Genomic DNA, 17181 nt, shown 5'->3' with positions numbered 1-17181 from the left:
GGCGGGAAGGATGACGTCATGGCGGTGCTTGCGCAGATGATCGCTTGCCAATCGATCCTTCGCGCCTAAAGGTCGGCGGCGATGAGCTGTGCTGCAAATGGGGGGCGCCGATGGCCTTGATCGCGCTGGTCGGCGCCAGCGAAATGCTGCCCGACGGCGGCCTGCGCGCGCTCGTCGCGATTGCGGGCGAGACACTGATCGAGCGGCAGGCGGTGCGGCTTGCCGACGTCGGGGTCACGCATATCGCCGTGGCCGTCGCGGCGGTGCCGGCCGACCTGCTGGCAACGTGCGACCGGATCCGCCGCCGCGGGATGAAGGTGACGCCGGTGCGCGAGGCGAGCGACCTGATGGCGCTGGTCGAGGGCGACGATCGCATCATCCTCGTCGCCGACGGTTTGCGCGCGGGCAGCGCCCATTATGCCGCGATCGCCAAGCCCGGTTCGCCGGCGATCCTCGTCACCGCCGATACGCTGCTGACGCAGGGGTTCGAACGCATCGACGCGACCCGGCGCTGGGGCGGGCTTGCCTGTATTTCGGATGCGATGGTGCGCGATCTCGCCGAGATGCCCGGCGAGTGGGACGTAATGCTGACGCTGCTGCGCATGGCGGTGCAGACCGGCGCGCGCCGCCTCTATTGCGAACCCGCGCTGTTCGAACAGGGCGACATCGCGATCGTCACCGACCGGCCGACGGCAGCGCTGATCGAGCAATCGAGCCTGCAACAGGTCGATTATGGCGGCATGGGGCTCGGCCGCTCGGCGATCATGATGCCGTTGATACGGCTTGCGGGGCCGCTGCTCGTGCGATCGCCGAAAACCGCGCGCTATCTGCCCTATGCGACCGCTCTGCTCTGGATCGGCGTTGCGCTGCTCGCCGCGAGCGGGCTGGCGGCGGCGGGGGCGCTCGTCGCGGTGTTCGGCGGCCTCTGCCTCGCCGCGATGCGCTTTCTTGCCTCCTTTCGCGCCCAGAGCGCGGCGCACGACCGGGTACGCGCGACCATCCGCAGTTTTGCGTGGCTGTTGCTGGCGGCCTTTCCCTGGCTGCTCTCGCTCGGCGGGGCGGGGCACGCGATGCCGCGCTTTTCGGAAGCGGCGCTTGCACCATGCCTTGCCGCGACGATCCTGCTCGCGCGCCTGCTCTATGAGGATGCGGGCGAAAAGCGGCGCTTTCACTGGCTGCTTCCCGACGCCGATCAGGCATGGATCATGCTCGCCCCCGCGCTGGTTTTCGGCGCGGCGCCGCTGATGTTCGCGATCTTGCCGCTGTTGGCGCTGTTCCAGATTTTGCTCTGGATGCGCCTCGCGCGGCGACCGGAGGCCAAGTAGAACAAAGGCCTTCAAGGTTTAATGCCTATTAACGACATGCTGCTATCCGCGAGCGTGCATGGCTGAATCCTTCCCCTCGACCGGTCTCGATCTGCCGTCGCCGACGCTGTCGACGCGGCTGCGCGAACTGGCAGCCTATCTGGCGGCGCCGACCGCGGGGCATCTGACCGAGGAACAGCGCGCGCTGTCGCTGGGAATTGCCCGGCGGCTCGTCACGACGCTGGCGGCTGAACTGGATGTCGGGATCGATGGCGCGGCGCTGTGGGACGACTGGCTTGCGGGCGGAATTCCCTCGGCCGAGCGACTGGCCCCGGCCTGTTTCGCGCGCGCCGAAGAACATCGCTGGCGGCAGCAATCGGCGCAGCGCGCGCCGACGGTGTCGCCGGGCGCAGCCGAAACCGCTGAGGCTGCGCCGGCTGCGGACGAAAGCGAGCTCAGCGATACCGATCGGGCCTTTCTTGCGCTGCGGATTGCGGACGGGCGCCGCTTTGACGCGCTCGGAAACCCGGCGATCGCGGTCGCCGATCTCGATCCCGACCTGCTCCGCGCGCTGCTGCTCGATATTGCGGCGTGGTGGCTGGCGCGGGACGAAGGCGACGGCGATCGCGCGGCGGCGCTCGGCGACGCGGTAAGGACGACCGGCGAGGCACAGCAGAGCGCCACCGGAATCGACGCCGAAGCAAAGGCTTATCACGCCCTACTGATCGCGAATGGAGATTTGTCCGCAGTGGCGGCGGGAGCCATCGCGCGAAACGACTGGCCGACGCTTGTTGCGCTGGCCGCGGCGGCGGGCAAACGGCGCTATGTCGACATGGCACTGGCGCTGATCACTGCCGAAGCGGCCGCACTGCCGGTCCTTCTTGCACCGTTGCGTCTCGATTCGGCTGCGCTGGCGCCGCTCGAGGCGTCGCTCGCGATGCTGCCGGCGCGGGCGCTGGCCGGCGATGATGCCGGTTCAGGGACCGCGGTATGAGCGGCGAACGCATCATTCGCGGCCGCGTCGACGCCAGCGGGGCGCTCGTCAGCGCCGATCCGTCGCTGCTGCGGCTGCAACAGCGCGCCGGGGCGGGGCTTGGCCGTCCGCTGGCGCTGCCGCAGCTCGCGCGGCTCGTCGCGCTGGCGCAGCGGCTCCAGCGCGACATCAGCCGGCCGCTCTATGCCGCCGACGATCATAGCGACATTCATGCGCTGGTGCGCATTGCCCCCGATGCCGATGGCGCGGCGATCGAGATCAGCGACTGGCGCACACGCCCGGTCGTGATGCCGCAGACGCCGCCGGTCGCCGACGTGGGAATTGTTCCGCACGGATGGGCGTGGGAATGCGACCAGCATCTGCGCGTCGTGGCGCTGCGCGCCGGGGCGGAGGCTCCGTCGATCCCCGCCGGTTGGGAGGGGCGGTCGCTGTCCGAATTGTTCGAGCTTCAACCCGATGCCGACGGGCGCTTTGCGGTGCTGCGCGCGCTCGCGCGGCAGGCAAGCTTCGAAGGCCAGCGCGTTCGCGTAGAGATCGGCGGCGCGCCGCTGACGATGACCGTGGCGGGCGAGGCGCTCTTCGACGCAGCGGGGGGCTTTACCGGTTTTCGCGGCATGGCGACACGCGATACCGAAACGGCGGGCGCTGCGCCGACGTCCGGCACCATCGATCCCGCCTTCGGCTCGCTGCCGCTGTCGGATCCGCAATTCGGGCGGCGGATCGACGGCGCGCTGCGCGGTCCGCTCAGCCGCATCATCGCGACTGCGGAGACGATCCATGGCCAGTTCGACGGCCCGATCCGCGCCGACTATGCCCGTTATGCCGGCGATATCGCGCATGCGGGCCGGCATTTGCTCGGTCTCGTCGACGATCTTGCCGACTTGCAGAATATCGAACGCCCGGGGTTCAAGGCGGCGCGCGATGAAATCGACCTGGGCGATCTGGCGCGCCGCGCAGTCGGCCTGCTCGGCATGAAAGCCGAGGAAAAGGGTATCCGTATCGACGCGCCGCGTACCGACGACCGGATGCCCGCCTATGGCGAGTTCCGCCGCGTGCTTCAGGTGCTGCTCAATCTGCTCGGCAATGCGATCCGCTATTCCCCCGAACAGTCGCAAATCTGGATTCGCGTCGACCGCGAAGGCGACCGCGCCATGGTGACGGTCGCCGATCAGGGGCAGGGGATTGCCACCGACCAGCAGGCGGTGGTGTTCGAAAAATTCGAACGGCTTGGCCGCACCGACAGCGGCGGATCGGGGCTTGGCCTCTATATTGCGCGCCGCCTGGCGCGCGCGATGGGCGGCGACCTCACCGTCGACAGCGCCCCCGGCCAGGGCGCCCGCTTCACCTTGAGCCTGCCCGCGCGCGAAGCTTAGCCGAGCAGCAGCGCCCTCGTCGCCGCTTCGACATCGGCGTGGCGCATCAGGCTTTCCCCGACCAGAAAGGCGCGAACGCCGCTCTGCGCAAGCCGTGCGCAATCGGCGTGGCTCGCGATGCCGCTTTCGCCGACGAGCAGGGTTTCGGCGGGAACAAGTTTCGCCAGCCGTTCGGAGACGCCAAGATCGGTTTCGAAGCTGCGCAAGTCGCGATTGTTGACGCCGATGAGCCGCGACCTGAGCTGCGTCAACGCGCGGTCGAGTTCGGCCTCGTCATGCACTTCAACGAGCACGTCCATGCCGCGTTCGACCGCCGCCGCCTCGATCTCGCGCATCGCGCCGTCATCCAGCGCCGCGACGATGATCAGGATTGCATCGGCGCCGATCGCGCGCGCTTCGGCGACCTGCCACGGATCGATCATGAAATCCTTGCGCAGCACGGGTAGCGGGCAGGCCGCGCGCGCGGCGATCAGATAATCCTCATGCCCCTGAAAATAGGGGGCGTCGGTCAGCACCGACAGGCACCCCGCGCCGCCGGCGGCATAGGCGCGGGCATGGTCGGCGGGAGAAAAATCTTCGCGGATCAGCCCTTTGGACGGCGAGGCTTTCTTGACTTCGGCAATCAGGCCGTAGCCGCCCGCGTCGATCTTGCGGCGCAGCGCGGCGGCAAAGCCGCGCACAGGCCCGGCATCGACGGCATCGAGATCGGCGAGCGTGCGCTGCGCACGGCGCGCGGCGACTTCGCCGGCCTTGGTTTCGAGGATCTGGGTGAGCTTGTTCATTTATACGCGATCCAGCAGTTGAGCAGCGCGTTGGCGAGCCCCTTTTCGATGGCTTCGGCGGCCTCCTCGACCCCGTCCGCCAGCGTGTTGACCGCGCCCGCGACCATGAGCGCTTCGGCGGCATTGTAGAGAACGGCATCGCGATAGGCGCCGGGTTCCCCCTGGAGCAGCGCGCGCAGCGCCTTGGCATTATAGCTTGCGTCACCGCCACGGATCGCCGCAATCGGATGCGTCGGCAGTCCGGCGTCGGCGGCGCTGCTGCGCTGCATCTGCACCCCGGCGCGTGTGACCACCGCCACCTCGTTGCCGCCCGCGAGCGACAGTTCGTCGAGCCCCTCGTCGCCCGAGACGACCCGCGAATGATCGGTGCCAAGCTGGTGCAGCGCGCCGGCATAGACAGGGACATAGGCGGGACGCGCGATGCCGACGAGCTGGCGCGTGACGCGCGCCGGATTGGCGAGCGGCCCCATCAGGTTGAAGATGGTGCGGCGGCCGATCGCTTTGCGGATCGGCTGGATGCGCGCCATCGCGGGATGGTGGTTCGCCGCGAACAGAAAGCAGATGCCAAGGTCGGCGAGCTGGGCCTCGGCCATCCGGCCCGCGCGCGCCATGTCGAGGCCGAGCGCCTCGAGCGTGTCGGCGGCACCTGCCTTTGACGAAGCCGCGCGATTTCCGTGCTTTGCAACGGGTACTTCGCATGCTGCAACGACCAGCGATACGGCGGTGGAGACGTTGAGCGTGTGGTGGCCGTCGCCGCCGGTGCCGCAGACGTCGATGGCGCCCTCGGGCGCGGCGATCGGGATCAGCCGGTCGCGCATCGCCTGCGCGGCGGCCACGATTTCGACCGTCGTCTCGCCGCGCTCGGACAGCGCAACCAGAAAGGCCGCGACCTCCTCGTCGCTGCCGCCGCCATCGAGCATCGTCGCAAACGCGCGCGCCGCCTCATCGGGCGCGAGCTGTCCCGTCGGGTCGGGAAAGGGACCGAAGCGGCTCATGCCGCCTGGCGGGCGCGAACCGGCAGCCCGGCGATCGTGAGAAAGTTGGCGAGCATCGCATGACCATGCTCGGTCGCGATGCTTTCGGGGTGAAATTGCACGCTGTGGATCGGCAGGTCGACGTGCCGGAACCCCATCACCGCCCCATCGTCGCTCGTCGCATTGATCGCGAGGCAGTCGGGAATGTCGACGACCTCGAGGCTGTGATAACGGGTCGCGGTGAAGGGCGAGGGCAGGCCGGCGAACAGTCCCGTGCCATCGTGGCAGACCGGCGAGGTCTTGCCGTGCATCAGATGCCCGCGCTGGACGGTCGCGCCGAAATGCTGGCCGATCGCCTGATGCCCCAGGCAGACGCCGAGCAGCGGTCGCCGCGCGGCGGCGCAGGCGGCAACGAGGTCGAGACTGATCCCGGCTTCGTTCGGCGTGCACGGCCCCGGCGAGATCAGCATCGCTTCGGCCCCGGTCGCCAGCGCCTCGGCGGCGGTCAGATCGTCGTTGCGCACCACGCGCACCTCGGCGCCGAGCTCGATCAGATAATGAACGAGGTTGAAGGTGAAGCTGTCGTAATTGTCGATGACCAGGATCATGGCGCGGCCCTAATGCTTTTGCGTAGCGGGGGGAAGGGATAGAAGCTTCGGCGGCTCCAAAGCGGGCTTTATTCGGCCATCAGCTTCGCGAGATCATCCTTCCAGAATTTCGCCCAGCTATGCGTGCCGTGCCCCTTGGTTTCGGGTGACGCGGGGATCAGGACATAGCGGGCCCTGGGCATGCGCGCGGCCGCCTTTTCGGCGATGCCATAGCCCGGCGGATTGATGAAATCGTCGGCCGAATTGACCCACAAAAGGGGCACGTCGATCTTTTCGATCCCCGCCCAGGGATTATAGGTTCGCGAGGCATCGAACTGATAAATAACGTCATTGGCATCGTTGCGGCCATAGCTGCGCGCAAAGGCGGCATCCTTATAGGCTTCGGCGGCGGCGCGGGTCGGATATTGCGCCTGCAGCGCATATGGGTTCGATCCCGCAATCAGGCCGATCGAGGCGGCGGTCCGCAGACCCGCGGCAGGCTGCTGCGCGTAATTGCCTCCGTTCCACTCCGGGTCGGCCTTGATCGCATCGATGATCAGCGTCCGCCACATCCGGTTTTCGCCCGCTATTTCGACGGGCAGGCAAGCGAAGGGCGCGAGCCGTTTTGCAAAGCCCGGCCAGCTTTCGCCCCAGACAAAGGCGTGCATGCACCCCATCGAGGTGCCGAGGATGAGCTGGAGCTCGCCGATTCCCAGCTTTTCGGTGAGCAGCCGGTGCTGCGCCGCCACCATGTCGTCATAGTCATATCTGGGAAAAGCCATGCGCATCCCGTCGCTCGGCTTCGACGATCCGCCATGACCGATATTGTCGGGCAGGATGATGTAATATTTTGCGGTGTCGAGCGGTTGGCCGGGACCGAATAATTCGCCCGCAAATTGGGGCTGGAGGAATTGTTTTCCCGTGCCGCCGGTGCCGTGGAGGATCATCACCGCATTGACGATTGCGCCGGTCGCGTCGCGCTGCGGCTTGCCGAGCGTCGTATAATGCATCTTGAGTTCGGGTAGTTTTTCGCCCGAACGGAAGGTGAAATCCTTCAGTATTGCATCGCCGTCGGTCGCGCCCTCGACAATCTGGGCCTGAGCGGGAAAAGCGGCGAGCAGCAGGGCGAGCGGGAGGAGGCGTTTCAGCATGAGCGCGACGCTAACGCACCGCACCCGCCGGTCAAGCTATTGTCCGTAACCCGGCGTGCCGGCCAGCTTCACCGCCTCGCGCGCGGCGGCGAACAGCGCGCCCGCCTTGGCCTCGCATTCGCGCTGTTCATAGGCGGGATCGCTGTCGGCGACGATGCCCGCGCCAGCCTGCGCGTACATCGTCCCGTCCTGCACGATCGCGGTACGCAGCACGATGCAGCTGTCCATATTGCCGTCGGGCGCGAAATAGCCGACGCCGCCGGCATAGGGCCCGCGCGCTTCGGCCTCGAGTTCGGCGATGATCTGGCACGCGCGCACCTTGGGCGCGCCGCTGACGGTTCCCGCCGGAAAGCCCGCGAACAGCGCGTCGATCGCATCCTTGTCGGGCGCGATGCGGCCGATGACGTTCGACACGATGTGCATCACATGGCTGTAGAATTCGACGGTATAGCTGTCGGTGACCGTCACGCTGCCGCCGACCGCGGCGCGGCCGACATCGTTGCGGCCAAGATCGAGCAGCATCAGATGCTCGGCGCGCTCCTTGGGGTCGGCGAGCAGGCTTTCGCGATTTTCGGCATCCTCGGCGCTGGTCCGGCCGCGCGGTCGCGTGCCCGCGATAGGGCGAATGGTGATCTCGCCATCGCGCACGCGCACCAATATCTCGGGCGATGAACCGATCAGCGCAAAGCCCGGCAGGTCGAGGAAATAGAGGAAGGGCGAGGGGTTGATGCGCCGCAACGCCCGGTAGAGATCGAAGGGAGGCAGGTCGAAAGGTGTCGAGAAACGCTGCGACAGCACCACCTGAAAAATGTCGCCCGCCGCGATATATTCCTTCGCCGCCGCGACCATTTCGGCGAAGCGCTCGGGCGTCGTTGCCGGCTGCGCCGCGACCATGTCGGGGGTCAGTGCCGTTTCTGCCTTCGCGCTGTGCGCGTTCGCGCTCGACAGGCGGGCCGCAATGGTGTCGAGCCGGTCTTGCGCGCCGTCGATCATCCGGTCGATCGGCGCGTCGGGATCGGGCCAGATCGGCGCGATCAGGAACAGCTCGTCGGCCAAGCGGTCGAAGACGAGGATCGTCGTCGGGCGCACGAACACCATGTCGGGCAGGTCGAGCCCCGCCCCCGCGGCGCGCGGGATGCGCTCGACGAGGCCGATCGTTTCATAGGCGAAGAAGCCGACGAGCGTTGCGAGCGCCTTCGGCAGCACTTCGGGAACGTCGAAGCGACATTCGGCGACCAGATCGCGTAGCGCTTGCAGCGCCCCCGCCTCGACCGGGCGAAAGGCCTCGCGGTCATGGCGCCATTCGCGGTTTATCCGCGCCGCGTCGCCGGTGACTTCGAAAAGCAGGTCGGGGTCGAGGCCGATCAGGCTGTAGCGTCCGCGCGTCTCGCCGCTTTCAACCGATTCGAGCACCCAGTCGCCGCGGCCGGGCTCGATAAGTTTGAGCGCCGCCGAAACCGGGGTTTCGACGTCGGCAATCATCCGTTGCCAGACGACGGCGCCGCGCCCTGCGGCCAGCGCTTCGAGCGCGGCGGCCCTGCCTTCCAGCGCCACCGGGGTTATTCGCCGACCGGCGACGCGCCGGTCAGCTCCCTGGTGAGCTGGGTGACGAGATCCTTGTTGATCTTCACGCCGATGCGGCGCTTCGCCTCGGCAGCGAGCTGTTCGACCAGTTCGTTGCCGAAGGCCTGCGACAGCGGCTGCGCCATCGCGGCGATGCGCGCGGGTTCGATCTGCTTGGGATCGGGGCGGTTCACCTCGGTCAGCGACAGGACCATCCAGCCGCGGTTGCCGGGGATTTCGAGCGTCTTGACGCTGCCCTTCGCCATCGAGAAGAGCAGGGCGAGTTCGGGCGGCACCGGCTTGCCATCGCGGCCCATGTCGCCGCGCAGCCCGCCGATGGTCTGGACATTGCCCAGATTGGGGCCGGCTGCGCGCGTCGCATCGGCCAGGCTCTTGCCGCCTTCGACCGCCTTCACGATCGCACGGGCCTTGTCGCGCGCGACCCTCTGGCCTTCGGACAGGCGCCATTCGGCGAGCAAGGCGCTGCGGATCTGGTCGAAGGGCGGCGGCGCCGCGGCGACGACCGACTTAACCGAATAGACCGCGAATTTCTCATTCTCGACCAGCGTTGCAAGTTGCGATTCGCCTTCGCCGGCGACCTGGAAGGCCTGACCAACCATCGGCGCGAGTTCAGGGGGCAGCGCGAAGCCGGGTTCGTTCGGCGCGCGGCCGCTCGGCAGGATGGCGGGCGTTTGAACCAGCTTGAGCTTGCGGTCTGCTGCGATCTCCTCGATCGACGCGCCGCTGTTCACGGCGTCCTGGACCTGGTTGTAATAATCAACGATCGCTTCATTCGCCTTGTTCTTGGCCAGTTCCTCGCGAATTTCGGGGGTCGCATCGGCCAGCGTGCGCGCGGGCTTGGCAATGACATCCTCGACGCGCAGCACGGTCCAGCCAAGCCCGGTCTGCAGCGGCCCGACGATTTCGCCGCGCTTGGCCGCAAAGGCCGCCTTAGCGATTGCGTCCGACGTCGCGCTGGTGAAGGCGGCCAGCGTCTGTTCGCCGCTGGTCGAAGCCGCGAGGCCCGAACCCTGCGCCGCTGCCGACAATGTGGCGCCGCCCCGCGCCTTCGCCGCGATGCTGTTGGCGGTCGCCTGATCGGGCGCGATGACCTGCGCAAAGCGCCGCGTCTCGCTCGCTGCATATTGGGGGGCATTGGCCTTGTAAGCGGCGGCGATCTCGGCGTCGGTGACTGCCGGAACCGGGACCGCGCTACGGTCGAACAGCGCATATTGCAGTACGCGGCGTTCGGGCACGGTGAATTTGGATTTGTTTTGCGACAGGAAGGTCTTGAGCGCGGCATCGCCGGGGTCGGCGGTCGGCGCGAAGGGCGCAGAGGGGATGTAGACGGCCTGACCGGCGCGCTTTTCGAGCAGCAGCGCGGCATAGGGCTGCGCAACGCCCGGCGCGATCGTTGGCAGTTTGCCGATCGGCGCGCCCAGCTGTTCGAGCAGCAACTGCTGCTTGATCTCGGTCCGCACCTGCGCCTCGTTCAGATTATTCTCGCGCAGAAAGGCTTCGTAGCGGGTCTGGTCGAACTTGCCCGATACGCCGGCGAAAGCGGGGATATCGGCGATGCGCCCGTCGATCTGCCGCTTGCTGACGCCGAAGCCCAGCTTGTCGGCGAATTGTTCGAACGCCAGCCCGTCGATCATCTGGTCGAGCACCTGATCGACCGCGCCCGATTCGACGAACGCAGCCATGGTTAGCGTCGGCTGTTGCTGGCGCGCCTGATTATAGGCGTTGCGAACGCGCTCGCGCAGATCGCCGATGCCGATATTCTCCTTGCCCACCCGCGCGACATTGGCGCCGCCGAGCCCGCCGAAGCTCGAATTGCCGGTCACATCGGCAAGCGCAAAGCCGACGCCGATGAGGATGACGAAGCCCAATGCGAGGGCCTTGCCCAGCCGGGATCCGAAAAGGCGACGGATTGCGGTAATCATGGAGGAGCATTTCTTTCGGCGTGGCGCATTGCGCGCGGTTTCGGCGTTGCTTTAGGCGGGGAGGCGGCGGGCATCAAGGCGGGAAAGCCCCTTTTCTCGCTGTGGTGAGGCGCGGCTTGCCTTTCGATCCCCACCGCCGCTAGGGCTCGGCGCGACGGCTCGATCGCAGGAGAGTAAATGATGGCACGGCGCAAATATGTGGTCGGCAACTGGAAGATGAATGGACTTGCTGCCTCGATCGACGAGGCGCGGGCGATATTCGATGGCGCGCGCGCACACGGTGCGGTCGATGTCGCCCTGTGCCCGCCTTTCACGCTGGTGGCCGCGATGGCGGCGGCGGCGGCGGGCGGGGCGGTCGGCGGGCAGGATTGCCACAGCGCGGCATCGGGTGCCTACACGGGATCGGTGTCGGCGCCGATGCTGGCCGATGCCGGGGCCGTACTCGTCATCGTCGGCCATAGCGAGCGCCGCGAAGGTTTTGGTGAGAGCGACGCCGATGTGCGGGCCAAGGCCGAGGCGGCAATGGCAGCCGGACTTGCGGTGATCCTTTGTGTTGGCGAACCGCGCGGCGTGCGCGAATCGGGCGGCGCGATCGACTATGTATTGGCGCAGGTCGCGGGGTCGCTGCCCGCCGAATTCGATCCGGCGCGGCTCGCCATCGCCTATGAACCCATCTGGGCGATCGGTACCGGACTGGTGCCGACGGTCGGCGATGTCGCGGCGATGCACGGCGCGATCCGCGCGCAGCTCGATGCGCAGGTCGGCGCCGATGCGGCGGCGATGATGCGGCTGCTCTACGGCGGTTCGGTCAACGGCGACAATGCCGCCGAACTGCTTGGGGCGGGCGACGTCGATGGCGCGCTTGTCGGCGGGGCGAGCCTGACCGCGGAGAAATTCCTGCCGATCGTCGCGGCGGCGGCGACGCTCGGCTGACGCGCGGCGCACGCTGTGGGTTGAAGCGGAGGCGCTTCGTCTCTATGTGCGCCGCAAGCACGGCCCATCCGGCGCCAACCAACGCTTTCGGGAAAATTCGATGTCCAGCCTCTTTACCTTCCTGCTCGTCGTTCAGGCGCTCGTCGCCGCCGCGATGATCGGCGTCATCCTGATGCAGAAGTCGGAAGGTGGCGGCCTGGGTGTCGGCGGTAGCCCGGCAGGCCTGCTCTCGGCCCGCGGCGCCGCAGACTTCATGACCCGCGCGACGACCGTGCTGGCGACGCTGTTCGTCGGCCTTTCGATCGTTCTGGCCGCCATGGCGTCGGTCGGCAGCGCCGGCACTACAGCGCTCGACACCTCTTTGTCGAAGACCGCGCAGCAGCCGAGCGGGGGCGCAGCGCCGCTGACCGGCCCGGCGCAGCAGCCCGCTCAAGGTGCTCCGGCCGCGCCGGTAAGCGACGATCCGCTTGCCGCCGCCGCTGCCGCTGCAAATCAGAACGCTCCGGCCGAGCAGGCTCCCGCCAAGAAATAACCGGAAGCTCGGCTTCCAGCTTCGTCCCCGCATGCTGCGGAATTTTTTCCGCGGGATGCGATTCGACGGCTTGCGCCGTCACCCACCCTTTGAGTAAGTCTTTCCTCCCATGGCGCGGTTCATTTTTATCACCGGCGGCGTGGTCTCCTCCCTTGGCAAAGGTTTGATGGCGGCTAGCCTTGCGGCTCTGTTGCAGGCGCGGGGTTATCGCGTCCGCATTCGGAAATTCGATCCCTATCTCAACGTCGATCCGGGCACGATGTCGCCCTATCAGCACGGCGAGGTTTATGTGACCGACGACGGGGCCGAAACCGACCTCGATCTCGGCCATTATGAACGCTTTACCGGCGTTGCTGCGCGGCAGAGCGACAATGTCACCTCGGGCCGCATCTATCGCGACATCATCACTAAGGAGCGCCGCGGCGACTATCTGGGCGCGACCGTGCAGGTCGTCCCGCACGTCACAGACGCGATCAAGGCCTTCGCGCGCGCCGAAACCGACGATCTCGATTTCGTTCTGTGCGAAATCGGCGGCACCGTCGGCGATATCGAATCGCTGCCATTCATCGAGGCGATCCGTCAGCTTCGCAACGAAGAGGGTCGCGACAAGACGCTGTCGGTGCATGTCACGCTGGTGCCGTATATTGCCGCAGCGGGCGAATTGAAGACCAAGCCGACGCAGCACAGCGTCCGCGAACTTGCTTCGCTCGGCGTCCAGCCCGACATTCTGCTCTGCCGATGCGAAAAGCCGCTGCCCGAGGGCGAACGCGCCAAGATTGCGCAATTCTGCAACGTGCGGAAGGAAGCGGTGATCCCGGCGCTCGACGCCGACTCGATCTATTCGGTGCCGGTGCAATATCATGGCGAAGGACTCGACAGCGAAGTGCTGCGCGCGTTTGGCCTGCACGACGTGCGCCAACCCGACCTGACCGCCTGGTACGACATCATGGACCGCAAGCGGCACCCCGAAGGCGAGGTGACGATCGGGGTGGTCGGCAAATATGTGTCGCTGCCCGATGCCTATAAATCGCTCAACGAGGCGTTGGCGCACGGCGGAATGGCGAACCGGGTGAAGGTCAATATCCGCTGGCTCGACGCCGAAATGTTCGAACGCGGCGACGATCTCGCCGCGCAGCTCGAGCCGATGCACGGCATCCTCGTGCCCGGCGGCTTCGGCGAGCGCGGTTCGGAAGGCAAGATCGAGAGCGTCAAATTCGCGCGCGAGCGCGGCGTCCCCTTCTTCGGCATCTGCCTCGGCATGCAGATGGCGTGCATCGAGGCGGCGCGTAACACGAGCGGGATCGAGAAAGCCTCGAGCACCGAATTCGGCCCGACCGACGAACCCGTCGTCGGCCTGATCACCGAATGGATGAGCGCCGAGGGGCTGCAGAAGCGCGGCGCGAACACCGATCTTGGCGGTACGATGCGGCTTGGCGCCTATGAGGCGAAGCTGTCGCCCAACAGCCATGTCGCGACCATCTATGGCGCGAACGACATCAGCGAGCGCCACCGCCACCGTTACGAAGTCAACGGCGCCTATCGCGACCGGCTCGAAAGCGGCGGTCTCGTCTTTTCTGGCATGTCGCCCGATGGCATGTTACCCGAAATCGTCGAACGTCCGGACCATCCGTGGTTCATCGGGGTGCAGTTTCACCCCGAACTGAAGTCGAAGCCCTTCGATCCGCATCCGCTGTTCAAGGGATTCATCGAGGCCGCGGTGAAGCAGAGCCGGCTCGTCTGACGGATCAACAGGGGAAGGGGGCCCATGGATCACGCGAAACTCGCCGAGCTTCAGGGGCCTGACAGCATCTTTTCCGGCCTGTCGCTGGAGGACTGGTCCGATATCGCCAGCCGCGCGGTGCAGATCAACTTTGCCAAGGGCAAGGAACTGCTCGTCCAGGGCGACCCGGGCGACATCATGCTGATCCTGACCGAAGGCACGGCGCGCGTATCGATGCTGACCGCAGGCGGGCGCGAGATCGTGCTGGCCTATGCCGAGCCGGGCGCCGTCCTGGGCGAGATCGCCTTACTCGACGGCGGCGAACGCACCGCGTCGGTGGTCGCGACCAGCGCCGGCAGCGCGCTGCAACTCGGACGCAACGCGATGCGCGATTTCGCCGCCAGCCATCCCGACTTCGCCTGGTCGCTGCTCCAGCAGCTTGCGCGCCGCCTGCGCACCGCCGACCAGACGATCGAAAGCGACCGCGCCTATGCCTCGGGACCGCGCCTGGCGCGCTACCTCAAGCGCCTGATCCGCAAGGATAGCGTCGATGCCGAGCATAAGGTCGAACTCAGCCAGACCGAACTTGGCAATTTCGCGGGCATGAGCCGCGAACATATCAACCGCCAGCTTCGCAGCTGGGAGGAATCGGGGATCATCGCGCTCGAACAGGGGCGCGTACGCGTCCTCGACGCCGATCTGCTCGAGGACATCAGCGAAAGCGAAGGTTAGCGCGCTTTCCGGCCACGCTGCCGGACGGCGCGCGCTCGGTCGGGCACCGCCTCGCGCGACATTATAGCAGTTCGAAGACGTCGTAGCGGACGGCGCCGCCGACACTCGCGCCCAAGCCTACGGCGACGATGTCGTTGAGCCACGCATAGCGTTCGTCGCCGGTTTCGAACATCGGAGTCGTGCGGAAATAGATTTCCTTGCGCTCGTCGGCGGTTTGCGGCCCGCCGTTCCGGGCGTGCCGATGCGCCACCGACAGCGGTCGCAAGACGCCGCGATACGATACGTAGATCAACGCCCCATCATGGGTTTCGAAGGTGATCCTCGCATCGAGGCGAAGCGTGTCCTTGCTGTCGATCGTCGCCCAGTCGCCGCCGCTCGGCATCACGCGGCCGCGCAAACGCTCGCCCTCGACTTCGCCGCCCGTGAGCGCTGCGATCATCCGGCGCCCGAAATGGGCGGTTCCGATCTGTTGCTGCGGCTCGGTAAAGGCGGCGCGGTAGGAGCAAAGGTAGCGGAATTCGGGACTATCCATCGTTCATCCTCTCGTTGAAACGGTCGCCGCGGCGGGAGATGATCCCGCCGCGCCCGACGTCAGATGCCGAATGCCAGCGTCACGCCATAGGTCCGCGGCGGGGCATAGGGGGTGAGCGTCTGGCGATAGGGGCCGAAGTAGGTGACGTAGGTCGGGACTGTCTGTCGTCAGAACATTTGGCGCAGATCGCGGCGTTGATTAGCGGAGCGCGGGCCTCGTCCTGGGGTTGATATTAAGCGGCGAGCTTGCGGTGCTGCAAGCGTCGGTGTTCGATGGTCTTCCGTTTGATCCTTTCGCGCTGTTGGATGATGGCGTCTGCCCTGCCGAAGTAGGTGTCGGCGGGCGTCACATTGCCGAGGCTTTCGTGATATCGGCGGTGATTATAGTGGTCGATGAAGGCCTCGATCCGGGTCTCCAGATCGCCGGGCAGGAAGTAATTTTCCAGCAGGATCCGGTTCTTGAGGGTCTGGTGCCAGCGCTCGATCTTGCCTTGGGTCTGGGGATGCATCGGGGCGCCGCGGACATGGCTCATACCGTTGGCACCGATCCATTGGGCCAGCTCCTCGGCGATGTAGCTCGGACCATTATCGCTGAGCAGCCTGGGCTTTTGCACGACCCTGGCTGACGAACAGCCCGAGGCTTCAAGCGCCAGTTCCAGCGTGTCGGTGACGTCCCCGGCGCGCATGGTGGTGCAAAGCTTCCAGGCGATGACATAGCGGGAGAAGTCGTCGAGCACGGTCGACAGATACACCCAGCCCCAACCGATGATTTTGAAGTAGGTGAAGTCGGTCTGCCACATCTCGTTCGGCCGCGTCGTCTTGGTGTGGAACGCATCGGCCGCCTTGATCACGATGAAGGCCGGGCTGGTGATCAGGTCATGGGCTTTCAGAAGCCGGTAAATCGTCGATTCCGACACGAAGTAGCGCTTCTCGTCGGTAAAGCGCACAGCCAACTCGCGGGGCGATAGCTCGGACTCGTCCAGCGCCATCTCGACGATCTGCTGCTGGATATCGTTGCCGATGCGATTCCACACCCGGCTCGGCGCCGATGGCCGATCCTCTAGCGCCTCCGGCCCGCCTTCGAGGTAGCGGTCATACCATCGATAGAAGGTCCGGCGGGGGATGCCGAGCTGGTCCAGCGTCCGCTTGGCGGGCAGATGCGACTGCTCGACGATCCTGATGATCTCGAGCTTCTCAGATGCGGGATACCTCATTCTTCGTCGCCCCCATCCGCGATCATGCTTTTTTTGAGCAGACGGTTTTCCAGCGTCAGGTCGGCCACGCATTCCTTCAGGGCACGGGTTTCGCGGCGCAGATCGTGCACCTCGCCGGTGGTCGCAGCTCGGGCGGTATCGCCGGCCAGACGACGCTTGCCCGCTTCCATGAACTCCTTCGACCAGGTGTAATACAGGCTCTGGGCGATGCCTTCCTTGCGGCACAGCTCGGCGATGCTGTCTTCGCCGCGCAGCCCCTCCAGCACGATCCTGATTTTGTCCTCTGCACAGAAGTGCCGGCGCGTCGCACGCCGTATGTCCTTCACCACCCGCTCCGCTGGGGCCTTCGGCGCCGATTTTTTCAAGGAGGATTTGGGCTTCATCTTCGTTCCTTCGTCACTACGACGAAGCCCAAATCCTCCTTAAATCACAACCTCAAATCTGTGCCATTGGCGCTGACGGCGGACACGCCGCGCCGAGGGAGGTTACGACACAAAATCACCTACAAAGCTCACCGAAAACGAGCTTCGTCTGGTGGCCTAGGGTGGCGTAACTATCTGAATACCAAGGAAAGAAATGGTGGACGCACTAGGGCTCGAACCTAGGACCCGCTGATTAAGAGTCAGCTGCTCTACCAACTGAGCTATGCGTCCACATGCCGGTTTTCGGCGGACTTCGCGGCGGCCAAAAAGGCTTTGTGCTGCGAAGAGAGCGGCCCGCTATCATGCTCGTTCGGGCATGGCAATGGGCTTCGGCAATATTTTTTCGCAAAAGGCAATTTACGTCGCTTGGGTAAGGCGTGCGATCGGGCTTTTGCGTTGAGGGCGTCGGACGGCGGCGCCGGGAAA

Annotated in this window: 15 protein-coding genes and 1 tRNA gene; 7 read left to right on the top strand and 9 right to left on the bottom strand. The window is 66.1% G+C overall.

Features of this window, described 5'->3' with window-relative positions:
* Positions 1 to 110: 110 nt before the first annotated feature.
* Genes AOA14_RS16965 through AOA14_RS16955 form a run of 3 tightly spaced genes read left to right on the top strand, consistent with a single transcriptional unit; the run spans position 111 to position 3671 of the window.
* Entirely contained in the window at positions 111 to 1325 is a 1215-nt protein-coding gene (locus tag AOA14_RS16965; RefSeq protein WP_062902646.1) for a hypothetical protein, read from the top strand.
* 58 nt (positions 1326 to 1383) lie between these two features.
* The gene (locus AOA14_RS16960) at positions 1384 to 2298 is read left to right on the top strand and encodes a hypothetical protein (protein ID WP_062902645.1); all 915 of its coding nucleotides are present in this window, start codon (positions 1384 to 1386) and stop codon (positions 2296 to 2298) included.
* Complete coding sequence (locus AOA14_RS16955) at positions 2295 to 3671, top strand: sensor histidine kinase (protein WP_062902644.1); 1377 nt, start codon at positions 2295 to 2297, stop codon at positions 3669 to 3671. Before AOA14_RS16960 ends, AOA14_RS16955 begins: the two co-directional genes overlap by 4 nt.
* Here the strand turns inward: AOA14_RS16955 and trpC are convergent.
* The 6 genes from trpC to AOA14_RS16925 all read right to left on the bottom strand — a co-directional run bounded on the left by trpC (position 3668) and on the right by AOA14_RS16925 (position 10671).
* Positions 3668 to 4453, bottom strand: a complete 786-nt coding sequence (gene trpC / locus AOA14_RS16950; protein WP_062902643.1) for an indole-3-glycerol phosphate synthase TrpC — start codon at positions 4451 to 4453, stop codon at positions 3668 to 3670. The two genes, AOA14_RS16955 and trpC, sit on opposite strands and share 4 nt — an antisense overlap.
* Positions 4450 to 5448 (bottom strand): anthranilate phosphoribosyltransferase, encoded by a 999-nt coding sequence (gene trpD, locus AOA14_RS16945; RefSeq protein WP_062902642.1) that lies wholly within the window; start codon positions 5446 to 5448, stop codon positions 4450 to 4452. Before trpD ends, trpC begins: the two co-directional genes overlap by 4 nt.
* Positions 5445 to 6035 (bottom strand): anthranilate synthase component II, encoded by a 591-nt coding sequence (locus tag AOA14_RS16940; RefSeq protein WP_003043867.1) that lies wholly within the window; start codon positions 6033 to 6035, stop codon positions 5445 to 5447. The genes trpD and AOA14_RS16940 overlap by 4 nt, the downstream gene beginning before the upstream one ends.
* A 68-nt stretch (positions 6036 to 6103) precedes the next feature.
* A complete protein-coding gene (locus tag AOA14_RS16935) occupies positions 6104 to 7165 on the bottom strand; it encodes an alpha/beta fold hydrolase (protein ID WP_062902641.1) in 1062 nt (353 codons plus the stop codon).
* Positions 7166 to 7201: 36 nt separating this feature from the next.
* A complete protein-coding gene (gene trpE, locus AOA14_RS16930) occupies positions 7202 to 8719 on the bottom strand; it encodes an anthranilate synthase component I (RefSeq protein WP_062902640.1) in 1518 nt (505 codons plus the stop codon).
* A 5-nt stretch (positions 8720 to 8724) separates the two neighbouring features.
* Positions 8725 to 10671 (bottom strand): peptidylprolyl isomerase, encoded by a 1947-nt coding sequence (locus AOA14_RS16925; protein WP_062902639.1) that lies wholly within the window; start codon positions 10669 to 10671, stop codon positions 8725 to 8727.
* Between the two features lie 180 nt (positions 10672 to 10851).
* On the opposite strand from AOA14_RS16925, the gene tpiA reads away from it, so the two are divergent.
* The 4 genes from tpiA to AOA14_RS16905 all read left to right on the top strand — a co-directional run bounded on the left by tpiA (position 10852) and on the right by AOA14_RS16905 (position 14588).
* Complete coding sequence (gene tpiA / locus AOA14_RS16920) at positions 10852 to 11604, top strand: triose-phosphate isomerase (protein ID WP_062903236.1); 753 nt, start codon at positions 10852 to 10854, stop codon at positions 11602 to 11604.
* A gap of 100 nt (positions 11605 to 11704) precedes the next feature.
* A complete protein-coding gene (gene secG, locus AOA14_RS16915; RefSeq protein ID WP_040589980.1) occupies positions 11705 to 12136 on the top strand; it encodes a preprotein translocase subunit SecG in 432 nt (143 codons plus the stop codon).
* Between the two features lie 109 nt (positions 12137 to 12245).
* Entirely contained in the window at positions 12246 to 13877 is a 1632-nt protein-coding gene (locus AOA14_RS16910) for a CTP synthase (RefSeq protein WP_062902638.1), read from the top strand.
* Between the two features lie 24 nt (positions 13878 to 13901).
* Positions 13902 to 14588 (top strand): Crp/Fnr family transcriptional regulator, encoded by a 687-nt coding sequence (locus AOA14_RS16905; protein WP_003043848.1) that lies wholly within the window; start codon positions 13902 to 13904, stop codon positions 14586 to 14588.
* A 61-nt stretch (positions 14589 to 14649) separates the two neighbouring features.
* Here the strand turns inward: AOA14_RS16905 and AOA14_RS16900 are convergent, their stop codons facing one another.
* The 3 genes from AOA14_RS16900 to AOA14_RS16885 all read right to left on the bottom strand — a co-directional run bounded on the left by AOA14_RS16900 (position 14650) and on the right by AOA14_RS16885 (position 16986).
* Positions 14650 to 15120: a DUF3237 domain-containing protein gene (locus AOA14_RS16900; protein ID WP_062765218.1), complete on the bottom strand. Its 471-nt coding sequence runs from the start codon at positions 15118 to 15120 to the stop codon at positions 14650 to 14652.
* A 232-nt stretch (positions 15121 to 15352) separates the two neighbouring features.
* Positions 15353 to 16716 (bottom strand): IS3 family transposase gene (locus AOA14_RS16895; protein ID WP_409372272.1). Its coding sequence is split into 2 segments (ribosomal slippage): positions 15353 to 16366 and positions 16369 to 16716, totalling 1362 coding nucleotides; the frame shifts between segments, so codons are not numbered across the junction.
* Between the two features lie 194 nt (positions 16717 to 16910).
* Positions 16911 to 16986 (bottom strand) — tRNA-Lys (locus AOA14_RS16885).
* Positions 16987 to 17181 lie beyond the last annotated feature (195 nt).

The organism is Sphingopyxis terrae subsp. terrae NBRC 15098, from assembly GCF_001610975.1.
Classification (GTDB): Bacteria; Pseudomonadota; Alphaproteobacteria; order Sphingomonadales; family Sphingomonadaceae; genus Sphingopyxis; species Sphingopyxis terrae_A.
This window is presented reverse-complemented; position numbering and strand designations above follow the sequence as displayed.